At 74.0% G+C, this 19157-nt stretch carries 18 protein-coding genes; 14 read left to right on the plus strand and 4 right to left on the minus strand.

The genetic code is table 11. The features are described 5' to 3' along the window. Window positions 1-1641, plus strand: coding sequence for a PH domain-containing protein (locus D7193_RS12725; protein WP_377456313.1), 1641 nt, complete (start codon window positions 1-3; stop codon window positions 1639-1641). Window positions 1642-1769: 128 nt separating this feature from the next. Here D7193_RS12725 and D7193_RS12730 read toward each other — a convergent pair whose 3' ends face one another. Next, window positions 1770-2801 carry a phosphatase PAP2 family protein gene (locus tag D7193_RS12730; RefSeq protein ID WP_120779695.1) on the minus strand — a complete coding sequence of 344 codons (1032 nt, stop codon included), beginning with the start codon at window positions 2799-2801 and terminating at the stop codon, window positions 1770-1772. A gap of 210 nt (window positions 2802-3011) precedes the next feature. Here D7193_RS12730 and D7193_RS12735 point away from each other — a divergent pair, with 210 nt between their 5' ends. Genes D7193_RS12735 through D7193_RS12745 form a run of 3 tightly spaced genes read left to right on the plus strand, consistent with a single transcriptional unit; the run spans window position 3012 to window position 5904 of the window. Beyond that, a complete protein-coding gene (locus D7193_RS12735) occupies window positions 3012-4616 on the plus strand; it encodes a Na+/H+ antiporter (protein ID WP_241562964.1) in 1605 nt (534 codons plus the stop codon). 56 nt (window positions 4617-4672) lie between these two features. Beyond that, entirely contained in the window at window positions 4673-5077 is a 405-nt protein-coding gene (locus tag D7193_RS12740) for a thioesterase family protein (protein ID WP_120779696.1), read from the plus strand. After that, window positions 5074-5904 (plus strand): MBL fold metallo-hydrolase, encoded by an 831-nt coding sequence (locus D7193_RS12745; RefSeq protein WP_120779697.1) that lies wholly within the window; start codon window positions 5074-5076, stop codon window positions 5902-5904. The genes D7193_RS12740 and D7193_RS12745 overlap by 4 nt, the downstream gene beginning before the upstream one ends. 23 nt (window positions 5905-5927) lie before the next feature. Here D7193_RS12745 and D7193_RS12750 read toward each other — a convergent pair whose 3' ends face one another. Then, window positions 5928-6374: a MarR family winged helix-turn-helix transcriptional regulator gene (locus D7193_RS12750; RefSeq protein WP_120780371.1), complete on the minus strand. Its 447-nt coding sequence runs from the start codon at window positions 6372-6374 to the stop codon at window positions 5928-5930. 81 nt (window positions 6375-6455) lie between these two features. Here D7193_RS12750 and D7193_RS12755 point away from each other — a divergent pair, with 81 nt between their 5' ends. After that, on the plus strand, window positions 6456-7700 hold the full coding sequence (locus D7193_RS12755) for a multidrug effflux MFS transporter (protein WP_377456310.1): 1245 nt from the start codon (window positions 6456-6458) through the stop codon (window positions 7698-7700). A gap of 139 nt (window positions 7701-7839) precedes the next feature. Here the strand turns inward: D7193_RS12755 and D7193_RS12760 are convergent, their stop codons facing one another. Continuing rightward, entirely contained in the window at window positions 7840-8775 is a 936-nt protein-coding gene (locus tag D7193_RS12760) for a carbohydrate kinase family protein (protein WP_120779699.1), read from the minus strand. Between the two features lie 95 nt (window positions 8776-8870). Between D7193_RS12760 and D7193_RS12765 the strand changes: the two genes are divergently transcribed. Beyond that, on the plus strand, window positions 8871-9260 hold the full coding sequence (locus tag D7193_RS12765) for a nuclear transport factor 2 family protein (RefSeq protein WP_120779700.1): 390 nt from the start codon (window positions 8871-8873) through the stop codon (window positions 9258-9260). A gap of 40 nt (window positions 9261-9300) precedes the next feature. Here D7193_RS12765 and D7193_RS12770 read toward each other — a convergent pair whose 3' ends face one another. Then, window positions 9301-10506 (minus strand): XdhC family protein, encoded by a 1206-nt coding sequence (locus D7193_RS12770; protein ID WP_241562965.1) that lies wholly within the window; start codon window positions 10504-10506, stop codon window positions 9301-9303. 169 nt (window positions 10507-10675) lie between these two features. Between D7193_RS12770 and D7193_RS12775 the strand changes: the two genes are divergently transcribed. The 8 genes from D7193_RS12775 to D7193_RS12810 all read left to right on the plus strand — a co-directional run bounded on the left by D7193_RS12775 (window position 10676) and on the right by D7193_RS12810 (window position 19131). Continuing rightward, window positions 10676-11116 carry a (2Fe-2S)-binding protein gene (locus tag D7193_RS12775; protein ID WP_241563104.1) on the plus strand — a complete coding sequence of 147 codons (441 nt, stop codon included), beginning with the start codon at window positions 10676-10678 and terminating at the stop codon, window positions 11114-11116. Beyond that, the gene (locus D7193_RS12780; protein WP_120779702.1) at window positions 11103-12098 is read left to right on the plus strand and encodes an FAD binding domain-containing protein; all 996 of its coding nucleotides are present in this window, start codon (window positions 11103-11105) and stop codon (window positions 12096-12098) included. The genes D7193_RS12775 and D7193_RS12780 overlap by 14 nt, the downstream gene beginning before the upstream one ends. Then, window positions 12095-14332 carry a xanthine dehydrogenase family protein molybdopterin-binding subunit gene (locus tag D7193_RS12785; RefSeq protein WP_120779703.1) on the plus strand — a complete coding sequence of 746 codons (2238 nt, stop codon included), beginning with the start codon at window positions 12095-12097 and terminating at the stop codon, window positions 14330-14332. The genes D7193_RS12780 and D7193_RS12785 overlap by 4 nt, the downstream gene beginning before the upstream one ends. A 133-nt stretch (window positions 14333-14465) precedes the next feature. After that, window positions 14466-14999, plus strand: coding sequence for a ribbon-helix-helix protein, CopG family (locus D7193_RS12790; protein WP_120779704.1), 534 nt, complete (start codon window positions 14466-14468; stop codon window positions 14997-14999). Window positions 15000-15079: 80 nt separating this feature from the next. Further along, window positions 15080-15922, plus strand: a complete 843-nt coding sequence (locus tag D7193_RS12795; protein ID WP_120779705.1) for a DUF4097 family beta strand repeat-containing protein — start codon at window positions 15080-15082, stop codon at window positions 15920-15922. Between the two features lie 18 nt (window positions 15923-15940). After that, complete coding sequence (locus D7193_RS12800; protein WP_120779706.1) at window positions 15941-16900, plus strand: ATP-binding cassette domain-containing protein; 960 nt, start codon at window positions 15941-15943, stop codon at window positions 16898-16900. Then, entirely contained in the window at window positions 16897-17730 is an 834-nt protein-coding gene (locus D7193_RS12805) for an ABC transporter permease (RefSeq protein WP_120779707.1), read from the plus strand. The genes D7193_RS12800 and D7193_RS12805 overlap by 4 nt, the downstream gene beginning before the upstream one ends. 324 nt (window positions 17731-18054) lie before the next feature. After that, a complete protein-coding gene (locus D7193_RS12810) occupies window positions 18055-19131 on the plus strand; it encodes a lytic polysaccharide monooxygenase auxiliary activity family 9 protein (RefSeq protein ID WP_120779708.1) in 1077 nt (358 codons plus the stop codon). The last annotated feature ends 26 nt before the right edge of the window (window positions 19132-19157 follow it).

The following is a 19157-nucleotide window of genomic DNA, read 5'->3' on the forward strand; positions in this document are numbered from 1 at the left end:
ATGACCGGCCCGGGGCCGCAGGGCCCGTATCCCGGTCCGGGGCCGCATCCCGGTACGGGGCCGCATCCCGGCGTGCCTCCGTATCCCGGTCCCTGGCCGTATCCGGGACCGGGCCCGCACCCGGGTTCCGGGCCGCACCCGGGTTCCGGGCCATATCCGCCGGCGGCGCCCCACGGCGGGCCGCCCTGGGCTCCCGGGCCGTACCCGTCCGCGCCCCAGCCCGGCGCGCCGTGGCCGCCCGGGCCGTACCCGCCGCCGGGTCCGTACGCCCGACCGGGTCCGCACCCGGGCGGGGAGCCGGAGGAGCCCCGGCAGCGACTGCACCCGCTGAGCCCGGCGCTGCACGGCGCGAAGTCTCTGGTCGTGGTGATCGCCGGGCTCTCCTGGTCGACCCTGTCCCGGGTGGGCTTCGGCTGGTTCGCCGCGATGGTGGTCGTCCTGGCCCTCGGCGCGACCGTGCTCTCGGTCATCAGCTGGTACAACACGGGCTACCACGTGGTCGGCCGGGAACTGCGCGTGTACGAGGGTCTGCTCTGGCGGCGGACCCGCGCCATCCCGCTGGAACGCCTGCAGGCCGTCGAGGTGGTCCGGCCGCTGCTCGCCCAACTCACCGGCCTCGCCGAGCTGCGGCTGGAGGTGGTGGGCGGCGGCAAGACCGAGGCGCCACTCGCGTACCTCAGCGTCGCCGACGCCGCCGCCCTGCGGGCGCGGCTGCTCGCGCTCGCCGGCCGGGCCGGGCAGCCGGGCGGCGCGGTGGCGCCCGCGGGTGCGGCCGGAGGCCCGGAGGCGGTCCCGACAGGCCAGGAGGCCGCGCGGACGGCGATGCCCGCCGGCCGGCCCCTGCACGCGGTGCGCAACGAGGATCTGCTGGTCAGCCAGCTGCTCACCCCGCAGGCGTTCCTGCTGCCCTTCGGTGTGGCGTTCGTGGTGGTTCAGTTCCTGTCGGAGGACTCCTGGTCGTTCATCGCGGTCGCGAGCACGCTCACCGCGATGGCCGGTGTGGTGCTCCAGCCGGTACGCCGGGTCCTCGACGACTGGAACTTCCGGCTCGCCCGCGACGAGAGCACGCTACGGGTACGCAACGGGCTGCTGGAGACCCGGGCACAGACCGTCCCGCTGCACCGGGTGCAGACCGTGCGTGCCACCTGGCCGCTGCTGTGGCGGATGAAGGGCTGGCTCCGGCTCCGGCTGGAGGTGGCCGGCTACTCGGTCGGCGAGAGCGACGAGCGCAACCGCCCGGACCGGCTGCTTCCGGTCGGCGACCTGCCCACCGCCGAGATGATCGTGGGCGAGGTGCTGCCGGGGGTCGCCCTGGCCGCGTTGCCGCTCACCCCGCCGCCGCCACGGGCGCGCTGGCTGCACCCGCTGGGCCGGGGCGCGCTGGGCGCCGGGTTGCACGAGCGGGTCGTCGCCGTCCGGTCCGGGTTGCTGACCCGGCAGCTCACCGTCGTGCCGTACGCCCGGATCCAGAGCGTCCGGGTGGTGCAGGGGCCGGTGCAGCGGCGACTCGGGCTGGCCACCGTGCACGTCGACACGGCCGGTGGTGCGGGCGCGGCGGCCGAGGACCGCGATCTCGCCGAGGCGTGGGCGCTGGCCGCCGAGCTGACGGCGCGAACGCACACGGCCCGCCGCACTGCCTGAAGCGGCCCCTCCCGCTGGCGCGTGCCCCTCCCGCCTGTCGATCATGCACTTGTGGTGGGCGATCGGCGGCGGTATGCACCTTTCGTCCACCACCACAACTGCATGATCGCCGAGAGCGAGGCGCGGGGTCAGCGGGTTGCGGGGACGGGGGGTGGGTCGGCGGTTGGGGTTGCGTCGGCGGGCGGGGCTGGCTCGTCGCTCCGTGGGCGGCGGGACCGCCGGGCGGCCCACCAGCGCTCGGCGAGGCCGACCACGAGGAACGTCAGCCCGACGTACGCCCAGCCGACGAGCACGTCGATCACGTAGTGCTCGCCGGAGTAGACGAGGGTGAAGGTCATCGCCAGCGGGTACGCGAGCAGCAGCGGCCACCAGCGCCGGCGCGTCGCCGTCAGGAAGAACAGCACCACGAACAGCGCCCAGGCGGTGTGCAGCGACGGCATCGCGGCGACCGGGTTCGAGGCGATCTGGCCGGCGTTGAGCAGGTTGCCGGCACCGTGCATCCCGAACTCCTTCCACCCCCGGGTCGAGATGCGCGCCACCTCCTCGATGAGCCCGTTCTGCGCGGCCCACCAGGGCGGTGCCGCCGGGTAGACGAAGTACGTCACCAGGCCGGCGGCGCAGAGGAAACCCCACCGCCGCATGTACGCGCCCCAGCGGGCCCGGTTGCGCAGCCAGAGCACCGCGGCGGCGGTGAGCGCGACGACGAAGTGCGAGAAGTAGACCCAGCTGACCAGCACGTCCCACCACTGCACCTGCGGCCGGTAGAGGTGCTGTTGCAGCCACACGGTCGGGACCTGCCCGCCGGTCGCCCAGCCGAACATGAACCGGTCGGCGGCGACCAGCTCGTACGCGTGCGGCACCGCGCCGTTGTCGGCGAACCCGCGGGACAGGTTGTACACGGCGAAGAGCACCACCACCGGCACCCAGTCGCGGGCGAAGCGCAGGTGGCTGCGCCACGGCCGGGACGAGTTCCACGCGATGGTGGCCGCCCAGATCCAGATGAACGCGTACGCGGGGTCGGTGGGCAGCCCGATGGCCAGCCAGCCGACCACGAAGGCGACGCCCCAGATTCCCATGGCGACGAGGCGGCGACGCCCGCCGTCGGGCGACGCGGGCGGGTCGGTCCGGGCAGGGGGCTGGGGGTCAGTCGCGACGGCCATCGCGGTCAAGGTTAGCGGCGGGTCGGGCATCGACCACCGCCGACCACCGGCCCGGCGGGTCGGGCATCGACGGCCGCCGACCACCGGCTCCGCGGGGCCGGGACCCGCCCCCGACCGCCCGCCCAGGGGGTCGTGGTCGCCGGGCCGGCCGTGGCGGCGATGACCGGATCACGGGGTACGCCCGACGTTAGGCTCAGCCGACGGTGCGGTGTGCGGAGGAGGCGGATCCTGCTCGGTCTCGAACTCGTCGTGGTCGTCGGCCTGGCCCTGCTCGTGTCCAGCGTCCTCGCGCGTCGCCTCCGGGTCGCCCCGCCGGTGCTCCTGCTCGGCTGCGGCGTGCTGCTGGGGTTCGCCCCCGCGCTGCGCGACGTGCACCTGCCGCCCGAGATCGTCCTGCTGCTCTTCCTGCCGGCGCTGCTGTTCTGGGAGAGCCTGACCACCTCGCTCCGCGAGATCCGCAGCAACCTCCGGGTCATCGTCCTGCTCAGCACGCTGCTGGTGATCGGCACGGCGGGTGCGGTGGCGGCGGTCGCGCACGCGCTGGGCCTGCCCTGGGGGCCGGCGTGGGTGCTCGGCGCGGCCGTGGCGCCGACCGACGCGACCGCGGTGGGTGTGCTGGCCCGCGCCCTGCCGCGCCGCACGGTCACCGTGTTGCGCGCGGAGAGCCTGGTCAACGACGGCACGGCCCTGGTCATCTACGGCCTGGCCGTCGGCATCACCGTGGGCGAGGAGCAGCTCACGACGCCGCACGTGTCGTGGCTGTTCGTGCTCGCGTACGGCGGTGGGGCGCTCGTCGGGCTGGCGACCGGGTGGCTGCTGCTCCAGGTCCGCCGGTGGGTCCACGACCCGCTCCAGGACAACCTGGTGTCCCTGCTGGCACCGTTCACCGCGTTCCTGGTCGCCGAGAGGATCCACGCCTCGGGCGTGCTCGCCGTCGTGGTGACCGGGCTGTGGCTGAGCCAGGCCGGCCCCCGCGAGGTGCGCGCGGAGACCCGCCAGCAGGGGACGGCGTTCTGGACGCTGTCCACGTTCGTGCTCAACGGCGCGCTGTTCGTCCTCATCGGGGTGGAGGTCCAGTCGGCCGTCCGGGGCCTGAGCAGCGTCGGCGTCGCCCGGGGGCTGGTGGCGGTCGGCGTCGTCGCGGCGACCGTGATCGGCGTACGGTTCGCGTGGCACTTCACCACGCCGTACGTGATCCGCCTGGTGGACCGGCGGCCCCGGCAGCGACTGCGCCGGGTCGGTGCCCGCGCCCGGGTGGTGAGCGGGATCGCCGGGTTCCGGGGCGCGGTGTCGCTCGCCGCAGCGCTCGCGGTGCCGCAGACGCTACGGTCCGGGGCGCCGTTTCCCGACCGGGACACGATCGTGTTCGTCACCGCCGGGGTCATCGTGGTGACGCTCGTGGTGCAGGGGTTGCTGCTGCCGGTGGTGGTGCGGTGGGCCCGGCTGCCCCGCGACACGGGGGCCGAGGACGAGCTCCACCTGGCCGAGAGGGTCGCCACCGAGGAGGCGCTCGACGCGCTGCCGCGCGTCGCCGCCGGGCTGGGCACCGACCCCGACGTCGTCGACCGGCTGAGCCGGGAGTACCGCAAGCGCCTGCGGGTGCTGCGCGCCAGCCGCGGCGAGAGCGAGGACGCGACGGCGCTGCGGTACGACCAGCAGTACACCGCGCTGCGGCTGGCCGTGCTCGCCCACAAGCGCGCCGCCGTGGTCCGGCTGCGCGACGAGCGCCACATCGACGACAGCGTGCTGCGGCAGGTGCAGTACCGGCTGGACCTGGAGGAGGTACGCCTGTCCCGGCCCGAGGTGCCGGAGTGACCCGTCCGGGCGTGACGGGCGTGGCCAGCCGGCGCGACGGCCCCTAGGCTGTCGCCATGCAGGAGCGGCCGGAGCCCACGTTCGCGCCGGGGCTGAGCGCCCGGGTGGAGTTGACCGTCACCGACGCCGACACCGCGCAGGCGGTCGGCTCGGGCGACGTGCCCGTGCTGGGTACGCCGCGCGTCCTCGCGCTGGCCGAGGCGGCGACGGTCGCGGCGACCGCCACCGTCATGCCGGCCGGCATGACGACCGTGGGCCTGCGGGTCGAGCTGGACCACCGGGCCCCGACCCCGGTCGGCCGGACGGTCCGGGCCCAGGCCCGGCTCGCCACGGTCGACGGGCGGCGGCTGCTGTTCGAGGTGCGTGTCACCGACGGCGAGGACACGGTCGCCGACGGGCGGGTCGAGCGGGTGCTCGTCGACCGCCAGCGCTTCGTGGAACGCGCCTCCCGCGGCGCATGACCGGCAGGTTCGTCGAGGTCGTCGACCGGGTCCACGTCCTGACCGAGCCGGTGCTCGACGTGAACGTGACGCTGGTCGTCGGCGACGGCGCGGCGCTCGTGGTCGACACGCTGTCCACCGCCGCGCAGGCCGCCGACCTGGCCGCAGCGATCCGGTCGATCACCACGGCGCCGTGCACGGTGGTGAACACCCACCACCACTTCGACCACTGCTTCGGCAACGCCGTCCTCGCGGCCGACCCGCCCCGCCCGGTGTACGCGCACGAGCGCGCCGCGGCGGCGCTGCGCGACCCTGACCGGTTGCGCCGGGAGGCGTACGCCGAGGTGCTCGCCGGGTGGCCGGAGCTGGCGCCCGCGGTGGCCGGCACGGCGCTGCTGGCGCCCACGCACCCCGTCGGCACGGAGGCGCGGCTCGACGTCGGCGGACGCCGCGTGCTGCTACGCCATCCCGGTCCGGGGCACACCGACGGCGACCTGGTGGTGCACGTGCCCGACGCGGACGTGCTGGTCGCCGGGGACCTGGTCGAGCAGAGCGGGCCGCCCGCCTTCGAGGACGCGTACCCGCTGCGGTGGCCGGAGGCGCTCACCGACGTGCTCCGGCTCACGACGCCCGCCACCGTGGTGATCCCCGGGCACGGCACGCCGGTCGACGTGGCGTTCGTGCGGGAGCAGCGGCGGCAGCTCGCCGAGCTGGCGGGCCGGATCCGCGCCGGACACAGCGACGGCGTGCCTCCCGAACGGATCGCCGCGGACGCGCCGTTCGGCCCACGGGCCGCCCTCGTCGCCGTCCACCGCGGCTACGCCGAGCTCGGGCCCGCCACGGCCTGACCTCCGCCGCCCGCGTCCTTCGATCAGGAGGGTGCGCGGAGCAGCGCGGCAAGCCGGTCCAGGTGCGGGACGACGTCCTCCACCGCGGCCCGGGCGTCCGGGTCGAGCTGGGACAGCGCCTCGGTGAGCAGCGCCGTGCGGTGCCGGTCGTAGTCGGCCATCCGGTTTCGCGCCGCCGGGGTCACCCGCAGCCGCGCCACCCGGCCGTCCACCGGATCACGCTCGCGCTCGATGAGCCCGGCCGTCACGAGGTCCCGTACCAGGGTGCTGACGGTGTTGGGTGCGGTCCGCAGCCGCCCGGCCGCCTCCTTGACGCTCACGCCCGGATGCGCGCCGACCAGGAGCATCAGCTCAACCTGGGCGTCGGGCAGCGCCGAGCGGTTGGTCCGCTGGTTCGTCGCCCGCCGCAGCAACCGGTGCAGGTCGCTGAGCACCGCACCGAGCCGCGCCGTCGCCTCGCCGTGCGGCATGACCTCACCCACTTCGCCGTGCAATACCTCTGACTACAGAGCTAAAGTACCCCGAGTTCGTTGTCGTGGGGAGACGCTACGTTGGCACAGACCGCCCAGACCACCATGCCCTCGGCGGTGTCCGGCCGCCCACCGGCCGCCGAGCGCGGCCGCACCGGCCCGGGCCTGCTGGCGCTGCTCGGCCTGTTGACGGCGTTCGGGCCGCTCTCGCTGGACATGTACCTGCCGGCGTTCCCCGAGATGACCCGCGACCTCGGCGCCGACCAGGCCCAGATCCAGCTCTCGCTCACGACCTGCCTCATCGGGATGGCCCTCGGCCAGCTGGTCACCGGCCCGCTGAGCGACCGGTGGGGCCGGCGCCGCCCGGTGCTGGCCGGCGTGGCCGCGTACGCTCTGCTGTCGCTGCTCTGTGCGGTCGCGCCGAACGCCCCCGCGCTGGCCGCGGCGCGCTTCGCCCAGGGTTTCGCCGGCGGGATGGGCGTGGTGGTGGCACGGGCCGTCGTCCGTGACCTGTACTCGGGTCGGGCCGCCGCGAAGTACTTCTCCCGGCTCACCCTGGTCTTCGGCATCGCGCCGGTGGCCGCGCCCAGCATCGGCAGCCTGGTGCTGCGGTTCGGCTCGTGGCGCCTGGTCTTCGTGACGCTCGCGGCGATCGGCCTGCTGCTCGCCCTCGCGGCGGCCTGGCGGCTGCCCGAGACGCTGCCCGCGGAGCGCCGCAGCGACGGTGGCCTGGGCGCCACCGTGCGGACGATGCGGTCGCTGGCCGCCGACCGGGTCTACCTCGGCTACGCCCTGACGCAGGCCCTCGCGTTCGCCGGCCTGTTCGCCTACATCTCCGGCTCGTCGTTCGTCTTCCAGGACGTCTTCGGGGTCTCCGACGGCACGTTCAGCCTGATCTTCGGTCTCAACGCGCTGGCCCTGGTCGCCGCCGGGCAGGTCAACGCACGCCTGCTCGACCGGTCCGGCCCCCGGACGCTGCTCGCCCGCACCCTGGTGGTCAGCGTCGTGGCCGCCGCCGGGTTGCTCGGCGGCGCGCTGGCCGGCAGCCCGTGGGTCGTGGTGGCGAGCCTCATCGTCTTCGTCGGCTCGCTGGGCATGGTGACGCCCAACAGCACCGCCCTCGGACTGGACCGGCACCCCCGCCACGCCGGCACGGCCGCCGCGCTGATGGGCACGATCCAGTCGGTGGTCGGCGCGCTCGCGGCACCACTGGTCGGCCTCGGCGGCGAGGGCAGCGCGGTCCCCATGGCCGCCGTGATCGCCGGAGCGGTCGCGCTGGCCCTCACCGCCGTCCTGACCCTCACCAGGTCCGCGCGGGCCCACTGACCGGTGGCTGGCGGGCCGGCCGGGCCAGCCGGCGGCCGGGCCGGGCGCGCCAGCCGGCGGACAGGTCGGGCGACGCGGGCAGGCCGGCGGACAGGTCGGCCTGCGGGCACGTCGGCGGCCGCCGACCAACTGGCCGAGTTCAGCCGGCGAAGCGGGCCAGGACCTCGGCGCGGGTCGGCATGGCGGTGGCCCCGCCCGGTGACTCGCAGACCAGGCCGGCGACGCGCAGCGCGAACGTGACCCGCTCGACCCAGCCCGCCGGCTCGCCCGGCTCGCCCGCGACGAGCAGGTCGGCGATGAGCGCGGCCATCACGGAGTCCCCGGCGCCCGTGGTGTCCACCGGGTTGACCCGGGGCGCCGGCACCCGTACGGGATCGGCGTCGGCGGCGGCGAGCAGCGCGCCGTCCGCGCCGAGGGTCACCACCACCGTCGCGGCGCCGAGCTCACGCAGGTAGGCGGCGACGCCCTCGGCCGGCTCGCCGGGGTAGAGCAGGGCGGCGTCGGCCTCGCTCAGCTTCACCACGTGGGCGCCGGCGGCGAACTCGGCCACCACCTCACGCAGCTCCGCGAGCGCGGTCGGGCCGTCCAGCAGCCGCGGGCGCACGTTCGGGTCGAACACCCGCAGGCCGCCGGCGAGCGCCCAGGCCCGGCGGGCCGCGGCGAGCACCACGGGCCGGAGCAGCACGACCGACCCGCAGTAGAGCACGTCGGCACCCGCGACGAGGTCGGCGTCGAGGTCGTCGGCGCTCAGCAGCCCGTACGAGGGCGGCTCCCCGTAGAAGCGGAAGTCGGGTTCGGCGCCGGCGAAGCTCACCACGGCCAGCGCCGTCGCCGCCGGCACGGTGACCGCCCCGTCGAGCCCGACGCCCGCGGCGCCCAGGAAGTCGCGGATCCGGGCGGCCAGCACGTCGTCACCGAGGGACCCCACGAACTGGGACTCTCCACCGAGCCGGGCCACCCCCACGGCCACGTTGAGGGGCCCGCCGCCGATCGCCTGCCGGTAGACCGGCGCGCCGTCGTGCTCGGTCTCCAGCAGGTCCACCAGTGCCTCGCCGAGCACCACCGCGTATCCCATCCCGGTCCCTTCCTCGCGGCGTCACGGGCCCCGGCGGCCCGCGCGCCCGTCGCGCCCTGGGGAATCTGTCGCACCAGGCTGGCACAGTACGCGCCATGACGACTGTCGAAGACACGGTATTGGCGTACTGGGACGCCTGCGAGGCGCGGGACTGGGAACGCTTCGCCACGCTGCTCGCCGACGACATGGTCTACCACCTGCCGCAGACCCGGGAACGGATCCGTGGCCGCGCGGCCTTCCTCCGGTTCAACCAGGAATACCCCGGCGACTGGCACCTCGCGGTCACGCGGGTGACCGGCGACGGCCGGCAGGCGGCCAGCTGGGTCACCAGCACCCTCGACGGGGTCGAGCAGCCGGCCGTGAGCTTCTTCGACCTCGACGAGGCCGGCCGCATCAAAGTGGTCACCGAGTTCTGGCCGGAGCCGTACGAGCCGCCCGCCGGCCGGGAGCACCTGGTCGAGCGGTACGACCCGGCGCCGCGCTGACCCGCCGCACGGTCGCCCCCGGCATCCCGCTCGACGTGCCCTATCCGGGTCGGTGGATCGGGCCGGGCAGGTCGGCCAGCGGCCGGCCGCTGCCGCCCCACCGCCCCGCGACGATCTGCGCGGCGACGCTCACGGCGGTCTCCTCGGGCGTGCGCCCGCCCAGGTCCAGTCCGATCGGTGAGGCGAGCCGGGCGAGCTGCTCCGCGGTCACCCCCGCCTCGCGCAGCCTCTTGCGCCGCTCGTCGTGCGTGCGCCGCGACCCCATGGCGCCCACGTACGCCACCGGGTGGCGCAGCGCCAACTCCAGCACCGGCACGTCGAAGCGCGGGTCGTGGGTCAGCACGCAGATCACCGTCCGCCCGTCGACCCGGCCCGCGTCCAGCTCCGCGCGCAGGTACCGGTGCGGCCAGTCCACCACCACCTCGTCCGCGTCGGGGAACCGTCGGGCCGTCGCGAACACCGGGCGGGCGTCGCAGACCGTCACCCGGTAGCCGAGGAACGCGCCGATGCGGGCGACCGCGGCCGCGAAGTCGATGGCGCCGAAGACGATCATCCGGGGTGGTGTGGCGTACGCCGCGACGAACAGGCTCACGCCGCTACCGCGGCGCTGCCCGTCGTAGCCGTACCGGAGCACGCCGCTGCGGCCGGCGGCGAGCAGGCCCAGCGCGTCGGCGGCGGCCGCCGCGTCCAGCCGCTCGCTGCCGAGCGACCCGACCACCCGGTCCCCGGTCAGCACCAGCCGCCGGCCGAGACGCTGCGCCGGGTCGACGGGGTCGACGCCCGGGGGGTCGCCGGCATCGGCCGCGACGCAGGTGACCAGCGCCGCCGGCTTGCCGGCCCGGCGCGCCGAGGCGACCTCGTCGAGCGTGGGAAACCCGGCGGCGTCGACCCGCTCGACGAACACGTCCAGGACGCCACCGCAGGTCAGTCCGACGGCGTACGCGTCGTCGTCGCTCACCCCGTAGCGGGTCAGCTCGGGCGTGCCGGTGTCGAGCACCCTCCGCGCCCGCTCGTAGAGGTCGGCCTCGACGCAGCCGCCGGAGACGCTGCCGGTGACGGTGCCGTCGCCCGCGACGAGCATCGCCGCACCGGGCGGCTGGGGCGCCGAGCGCCAGGTGGCCACGACGGTGGCGAGGGCGACCGACTCCCCCGACCGCCAGCGTCGGTGCAGCTCGTCGAAGACGTCGTGCACGTGGGCCACCCCCGTCCCGGCCCACCCCCACCCGGCCGGTGCAAGTAGGACCATTTTCATAAATGGTGCTGATCCGGAATATATGGTCGGGGCGAACACGAGGGGGTGCGAGTTGGCGAAGTCGTACCAGGCGACCAGGACGGCACCGTCGCCGGACAGCGCGGTGGTGCGTGGCCCCGGCGAGGTGGAGGTCCGCCTGCGCGTGAACGGGCAGGATCGGACGATGATGATCGAGCCCAGGGTCAGCCTGCTCGACGCCCTCCGGGACCGTCTCGAACTGACCGGCACGAAGAAGGGCTGCAACCAGGGCGCCTGCGGGGCGTGCACGGTCTGGGTCGACCGGCGGCGGGTGCTGGCCTGCCTGACCCTCGCGATCAGCTGCGAGAGCCGCGAGATCACCACCGTCGAGGCACTGTCCGAGGGGGACACGCTGCACCCCATGCAGCAGGCCTTCCTGGACTGCGACGCCTTCCAGTGCGGCTACTGCACCCCCGGCCAGCTCATGTCGGCCGTGGCGCTGCTCGACGAGGGCCACGCCGGCGACGACGACGAGATCCGCGAGTGGATGAGCGGCAACATCTGCCGCTGCGCCGCGTATCCCCACATCCGGGCGGCGATCCGCCGGGTCCGCGACGAACAGGGGGGCGGCCGTGCGTCCCATTAGCTACTCCCGGGTGTCCGACGTCGCGACGGCGATCGGCACGGTCACCGCCGACCCGGACAGCGCCTTCCTCGCCGGCGGCACCACCCAGGTCGACCTGCTGCGCATCTACGTCGAGCAGCCCCGCCGTCTCGTCGACATCAACGACCTGCCGTTGAACCGGGTCGAGGAGCTGCCCGACGGCGGGTTGCGGATCGGCGGGCTGGCCCGGATGAGCGACGTGGCCGAGGACCCGGCGGTGCTGCGCCGCTACCCGGTGGTGTCCGAGGCGCTGCTGCTCGGCGCGTCCCCGCAGCTGCGACACATGGCCACCGTCGCCGGCAACCTCATGCAACGCGTACGGTGCAGCTACTTCCGTGACACCGAGGCGTCCTGCAACAAGCGCGCCCCCGGCACGGGGTGCGCCGCCATGGAGGGGGTCAACCGCGGGCACGCGGTGCTCGGCACCAGCGACTGCTGCATCGCCACCCACCCGTCCGACCTCGGAGTGGCGCTCCAGGCGCTGGACGCCGTGGTGCAGACCGAGGGGCCGGCCGGCCCGCGCAGCATCCCCATCGACGACTTCTACCTGCTCCCCGGAACCACCCCGGAGCGGGAGCACCCCCTGGACCACGGCGAGCTGGTGACCGGCATCGACCTGCCTCCGCTGCCGGTGGCGGCCACCTCCCGGTACACGAAGATCCGCGACCGCGAGTCGTACGAGTTCGCGCTCGCCGCGGTCGCGGTGGCCATGTCGGTGGTCGGCGGCCGGATCGCGGAGATCCGGCTCGCCCTCGGCGGGGTGGCCACCAAGCCGTGGCGGGCCCGCGCGGCCGAGCGGGAACTCGACGGCGCGCCGGCCACGGTCGAGTCGTTCACCCGCGCCGCCGAGGCGGAGATGGCGGGGGCCGTGTCACACGGGATGAACGCCTTCAAGATCGAGCTTGGCAAGCGGACGATCGTCCGCGCCCTGGAGGAGATGGCACAGCGGGAGGGGACGGCATGAGCCCGGCGATCGGCGCCACCCTGAACCGGGTGGACGGCCGCTTCAAGGTACGCGGCGAGTCACGCTACTCGGCCGAGGTTTCGGTGCCCAACCTCACGCACGCGGTGGTGGTGAACGCGAAGATCGCGAGCGGCCGGATCACCTCGATCGACACCACCGAGGCCGAACGCGCCGAGGGTGTGCTGGCCGTGTTCACCCACCGCAACCTGAACCGGGTCGCCACCGTTCCTCGGCTGCTCCCGTCGCTGGCCGGGCTCGCGGCGCCGGGCCAGACCTTCTTCCCGATGCAGGACGAGACGATCCACTACGGCGGGCAACCGGTCGCCATCGTGGTCGCCGACACCATCGAGCGCGCCGACCACGCCGGCACGCTGATCCGGATCGAGTACGAGACCAGGCCCCCGATCACGCTGGTCGACCAGGCGCGCGAGCAGGCGTACGTGCCGGAACGGATCTTCGGCGGCCTGCTGCCCGGGCACGGGTCGCGGGGTGACGTGGCGAAGGCGCTCGCCGAGGCGGAGGTGTGCGTGGACGCCACCTTCCGGTTCGCGCCCAACCACCACAACCCGATCGAGCCCGGTGCCAGCACGGCCGTCTGGGACGACGTCGACCGGCTCACGGTCTACGACTCGACGCAGGGCCCGAGTGCCGTCCAGTTCACGCTCGCCGAACTGCTCGGCCTGCCGCCGATCTCCATCCGGGTGGTGAGCCACGCCGTCGGCGGCAGCTTCGGGTCCAAGGCCATGGTCTGGCACCACCCGGCCCTGGCGGCGCTGGCCGCCCGGCAGGTGGGCCGGCCGGTCCGGCTGGTGCTCACCCGGGAGCAGATGTTCACCTCCTGCGGGCACCGCGAGGAGCAGGAGCAGCGGATCACCATCGGCGCGGGCGCCGACGGGCGGATCACCGCGCTGCGCCACCACAAGCTCTCCCTCACCTCGCCGTTCGACGACTGGGCGGAGCCGTCGTTGCAGAGCGCGGCGGTGGCGTACGTCAACCCGAACTACGAGGGCATCTACCACCTTGTCCGGGGCAACACCATCACACCCACCTTCATGCGCGCGCCGGGCGAGGCGAGCGGCATGTTCGCGCTCGAGTGCGCGATGGACGAGCTGGCCGAGCGCATCGGGATCGACCCGCTCGAGCTGCGGATGCGCAACTACTCCGACACCGACCCGGAGAGCGGGAAGCCCTGGTCCAGCAGCGGCCTGCGGGAGTGCTTCCAGCGGGCGGCCGAGCTGTTCGGCTGGCACGACCGGGACCCGCGCCCCGGGTCACGACGTGAGGGCCAGTGGCTGATCGGCAGCGGCCTGGCCAGCGCGCTCTACCCGGTGACCCAGCCGGTGAACCCGCAGCGCGCCCGCGCCCGGCTCTACAACGACGGCACGGCGGTGATCGAGGCCGGCGTCTCGGAGTTCGGCACCGGCGTCTTCACCGCGATGACCCAGGTGGCCGCCGACGCGCTGGGCCTGCCACCGGAGCGGGTGCGGTTCGTGGGTGGCAGCAGCGACCTGCCGAACATCACCGCCGCGGTGGGCTCGGCCGGCACCAGCGCCGTCGGTTCCGCCGTGCACCTGGCGGCGTGCGAGCTGCGCGACCAGCTGATCCGGCGGGCGGTGGGCGACGACCATTCGCCGCTGCACGGTTCCGACCCGTCCCGGGTCGAGGTGCGCGACGGCAAGATGGTGCTCCGCGACCGGCCCGACGTCGGCGAGACGTACGCCGACCTCATGCACCGCACCATGACGCCGGACGTGGAGGTGCTCGGCACCTGGAACCCGCCGCCGCAGGACGCCGGGTACGGCGTGCACACCTTCGGCGCGCAGATGGCCGAGGTGGCGGTGGACGCGGACCTCGGGGTGGTGCGGGTGCGCCGGATGGTCGGTGTCTTCGCGCCCGGGCGGGTGCTCAACCGCAAGACCGCGCACAGCCAGCTCATGGGCGGGATGCTCTGGGGGCTGGGCCAGGCGCTGCTGGAGGCCACCCGGATGGACCCGCGGATGGGCCGCTGGGCCAACGCCAGCCTCGCCGACTACCTGGTGCCGGTGAACGCGGACGCGCCGGACGTCGTGGTGGACACCGTCGAGATGCCCGACGAGAAGGTCAATCCCATCGGGATCAAGGGCGTCGGCGAGATCGGCGTGGTGGGCGCGGCCGCGGCCATCGCGAACGCCGTGCACCACGCCACCGGCCGCCGGCAGTACGAACTGCCGATCACGCTGGAGAAGCTGCTCTAGCCGGCGCTGCCGCTCCGTTTCCGGACCGTCCACGGGCCCTGCCCTGCTCTTTTCCTGCCCGCGGCACCGCATGGTGCCACACCTGGCACCATCCTGGCTTGCTTGTGTGCCACTCGTGTGCCATATTGGCACCATGGACTTGACGTCATATGTGAGCAACCTCGGACGCGAGTTCGCCACCGTTGCCGAAGCGGGCGGCGAGGAGGCGCGCGCGCTGGTCGAGCGCCTGACCGGGCCACTCGAGTCGGCGATCCGGATGACGCTGCTGGACGCGCTGTCGGCCGCCGCCGACGAGATCACCCGGGACCTGGCTCCGGGATCGGTGGAGCTGCGACTGCGCGGCCGTGACCCGAACTTCGTCGTGACCCCGCCACCCGCCGAGCCCTCCGGGCTCGCGGCAGAGGACGCGGCGGCGACGGTCGACATCGCGCCGGACAGCGATCTGCTGATCGCCGAGGAGGGCCCCGCCGCACGCATCAACGTCCGCATGCCCGAGCAGCTCAAGGCCGCGATCGAGGAGGCCGCGGCCCGGGAGGGGCGCTCGGTCAACGCCTGGCTGGTCCGGGCGGCCGCCGCCGGACTGCAACGCACCGAGCGCGGCCAGCGGCCGGAGCCACGCGGCGGCGCGAAACGCGGCCAGCAGCACTTCACCGGCTGGGTGCGCTGACCGCACCGCACACCCTCGTCACCCCACGTCCCCGACCTGCGGGGACGACCCACCCACCCACCCACGAAGCGGGGACAACCATGCCTAATTTCGAGACGCCCGAACCGATCTCCGTCACCCTCGACCTCGGCCTCGGCGACGTGCGGATCAGCGCCAGCGACCGGACCGACACCGTCGTCGAGGTCCGCCCGAGCGACGCCGCCGACGAATCCGACGTGAAGGCCGCCCAGCAGGTCCGCGTCGACTACGCCAACGGCGTACTCCGGATCACCGGGCCGAAGGCGCCCGTCTTCTACTCCCGCAAGACCCGGTCCGTCGACGTGTCCGTCGAGCTGCCCAGCGGTTCCCGCGTCGCCGTCGAGATGCAGGCCGGTGACATCCGCTGCGCCGGCCGGCTCGGGGAGTGCAGGCTCAAGACCTCCGCCGGCAACGTCCGGGCCGAGCGGACCGGCCGACTGCGGGTGGACACCGCGGCCGGTCACGTCACCGTCGACGGCGTCACCGGCAACGCCGAGGTCCACACCGGCTCCGGCACGGTCCGGATCGGCGAGGTCGAGGGCACCGCCGTGGTCAAGAACTCCAACGGCAGCACCACGATCGACGCGGTCGACGGCGACGCGCGGGTGCGCGCGGCCAACGGCGACATCCACGTGGAGCGGGCCGGCGCCGGCGTCGACGCGAAGACCTCCAACGGCGGCATCCGCCTCGGCGAAGTGGTCCGCGGCACGGTCACCCTCGACACCGCCATGGGCGACCTGGACGTCGGCATCGCCGAGGGGACCGCCGCCTGGATCGAGGTCAACACCAAGTTCGGCAAGGTACGCAACCTGCTGGAGAACACGACCCGGCCCGACGAGACCGCCCAGACCGTCGAGGTGCGGGGCCGCACCTCGTACGGCGACATCACCATCCACCGCGCCTGAGCCCGTAGAGAGGCAACCATGACCAGCACGCACTCCCGTCCGGCGATCGCCGTGACCGGGCTACGGAAATCGTTCGGCGACCACGTCGTACTCGACGGTCTCGACCTGCACGTGCCGCAGGGGACGGTGTTCTCGCTGCTCGGCGCGAACGGCGCCGGGAAGACCACCACGGTCAGGATCCTGTCCACCCTGCTCGGTGCCGACGGCGGTGACGTGACAGTCGCCGGGCACGACCTGGCCCGCGAGCCGGACGCGGTCCGCGCGGCGATCGGCGTCACCGGTCAGTTCTCCGCGGTGGACAAGCTGCTCACCGGCGAGGAGAACCTGCGGCTGATGGCGGATCTCCACCACCTCGGCCGCGGCGAGGGCCGGCGGCGCGTCGCCCGACTGCTCGACCAGTTCGACCTGACCAGAGCGGCCGGGAAGCCGGCATCGACCTACTCGGGAGGCATGCTGCGCCGGCTCGACCTGGCGATGACCCTGGTCGGCAGTCCACAAGTGATCTTCCTCGACGAGCCGACCACCGGACTGGACCCGCGCAGCCGCCGGGACATGTGGCAGATCGTCCGGGACCTGGTGGCCGCCGGCGTCACCATCTTCCTCACCACGCAGTACCTGGAGGAGGCCGACGAGCTGGCCGACCGGATCGGCGTCCTCGACCACGGCCGGCTGGTCGCCGAGGGGACCGCGGAGGAACTGAAGCGGCGCATCCCCGGTGGACACGTCCGCCTGCGGTTCGCCGACCACCACGGGCTCGACGCGGCCCTGCGCATCCTGGGCCAGGCCTCGCCCGACACCGACGCGCTCGCCCTGCGGGTGCCCAGCGACGGCAGCCTGCGCTCGCTGAAGACCCTGATCGGCCAGCTCGACGACCGGGCCATCGAGGTCGACGAACTGTCCGTGCACACCCCCGACCTCGACGACGTCTTCCTCGCCCTCACCGGCGACTCCCGCAACGAGAAGGTGACCGCGCCATGACCGCCCCCGTCCTCACCGCTCCCGCCCCGGCGAGCCTCCGTTTTCACCCGCTCCGCGACTCGGCGACGATGCTGCGTCGCAACCTCAAGCGCATGCTGCGGTACCCGTCGATGACCGTGATGCTCGTCGGGATGCCCGTCGTCTTCCTGCTGCTGTTCGTCTACGTCCTCGGCGGCACGCTGGGCGCCGGGCTCGGCGCGTCGGTGCCCGGCGCCGCGGGCGGCGGTCGCGCCGCGTACGCCAACTACGTGGCGCCCGCGATCATCCTGATGACCGTGGCGGCGACCGTCCAGGGAACCGCGATCTCGATCGCCATGGACATGACCGAGGGCATCATCACCCGGTTCCGTACGATGCACATCGCCCGCGTCTCGGTGCTCACCGGACACGTCCTGGGGAGCATGATCCAGGCGATGATCAGCCTGGCGGTCGTCATCGGCGTGGCGCTGCTGGTCGGCTTCCGGCCCACCGCCGGGCTGGGTGGATGGCTGGCCACGGCCGGTTTCCTGGTGGCGGTGAGCTTCGCGCTCGTGTGGTTGGCGGTGGCACTCGGCCAGGTGAGCAAGAGCGTCGAGACCGCCAGCAACCTGCCCATGCCGCTCATCCTGCTGCCCTTCCTCGGCAGCGGTTTCGTCCCCACCGACTCGATGCCGGCCGGGCTGCGCTGGTTCGCCGAGTACCAGCCCTTCACGCCGATCATCGAGACCCTGCGCGGCCTGCTGATGGACGAGCCCCTCGGGAACAACGCGTGGATCGCGCTCGCCTGGTGCGCCGTCATCGCGCTCGGCGGGTACCTCTGGTCCAAGCGACTGTTCAACCGCGAGTCCTGAACCTGCCGGCACCGATCCCGGCGACGCCGTCCCGCCTCGGCGGGGCGGCGTCGCCGTCGACGGGCCACCTGACACATCGAGAAACGGCTATTGCGTACGACACTGGACGCGTGGTGGGATGGCGCATGCCGGGCGGTGCGTGGGCTGCCGCGCCGCCGGCTGCCGGGTTTCACCTCACGCGAGGGCGCCGGTCCGCGAGGCGGACCGAGGGCGGTGCCCCTGTGGGCGCCGCGACCGTCGCATCCGCTCGTCATCGGCGGGGCGGTCGGGCCTCCCGTCCACCGGGCTGGCCCGCAGGGCGCGTCCCGCGAGTCAGGAGATCCCGTGAAACGATCCCGTACGGCCGCGTTGCTCACCGCGGCCGCGACCCTCGTGGTGGCGGCCGTCGCCCTGGTCGGCGGCCCGGATCCGGCCGCCGCGCACGGCGCCGCCATGACCCCGGGCAGCCGGACGTTCCTCTGCTGGAAGGACGGCCTCAGCCCCACCGGCGAGATCCGGCCCAACAACCCCGCCTGCGCCGCCGCGGTCGCGCAGAGCGGCGCCAACTCGCTCTACAACTGGTTCAGCGTGCTCCGCTCGGACGCCGGGGGCCGGACCGTCGGCTTCATCCCGGACGGGCAACTCTGCAGCGGCGGCAACACCGGCTACCGCGGCTACGACCTGGCCCGCACCGACTGGCCGCTGACCCACCTGACCGCCGGAGCGCGGATGGAGTTCCGGTACAGCAACTGGGCCCACCACCCGGGCACCTTCTACTTCTACGTGACGAAGGACAGCTGGAGCCCGACTCGGCCGCTGGCCTGGAGCGACCTGGAGGAGCAGCCGTTCCTCACGGTGACCAACCCCCCGCAGCGGGGCGCGGTCGGCACGAACGAGGGGCACTACTACTTCAGCGGCAACCTCCCGAGCGGGAAGAGCGGCCGGCACATCATCTACTCCCGGTGGGTCCGCTCGGACAGCCAGGAGAACTTCTTCGGCTGCTCGGACGTCACCTTCGACGGCGGCAACGGTGAGGTGACCGGCGTCGGTCCGGGTGGCACGCTGCCGCCGGACCCGACCACTCCCCCGCCGGACCCGACGACCCCGCCGCCGCACACCGGCGACTGCATGGCCGTCTACCGCGTGGTCAACGCGTGGCAGGGCGGCTTCCAGGGAGAGGTCACGATCATGAACCACACGACGTCGACCTGGTCGGGGTGGTCGGCCACCTGGGCCTGGCCGAGCGGCCAGTCGATCAGTCAGGTCTGGAACGCGACCCACACCAACTCCGGGACGTCGGTGACGGCCACCAACGTCTCCTGGAACGGCACGGTCGCACCGGAGGGGACCACCACCTTCGGCTTCCTGGCGACGAGCACCGGCGAGAACACCGCACCGACGGTCACCTGCGCCGGCCGCTAACCCCCACCCCCACCCCGGCCCCCGCG

The sequence above is a fragment of the Micromonospora costi genome, assembly GCF_003626655.1.
Classification (GTDB): domain Bacteria; phylum Actinomycetota; class Actinomycetes; order Mycobacteriales; family Micromonosporaceae; genus Micromonospora; species Micromonospora costi.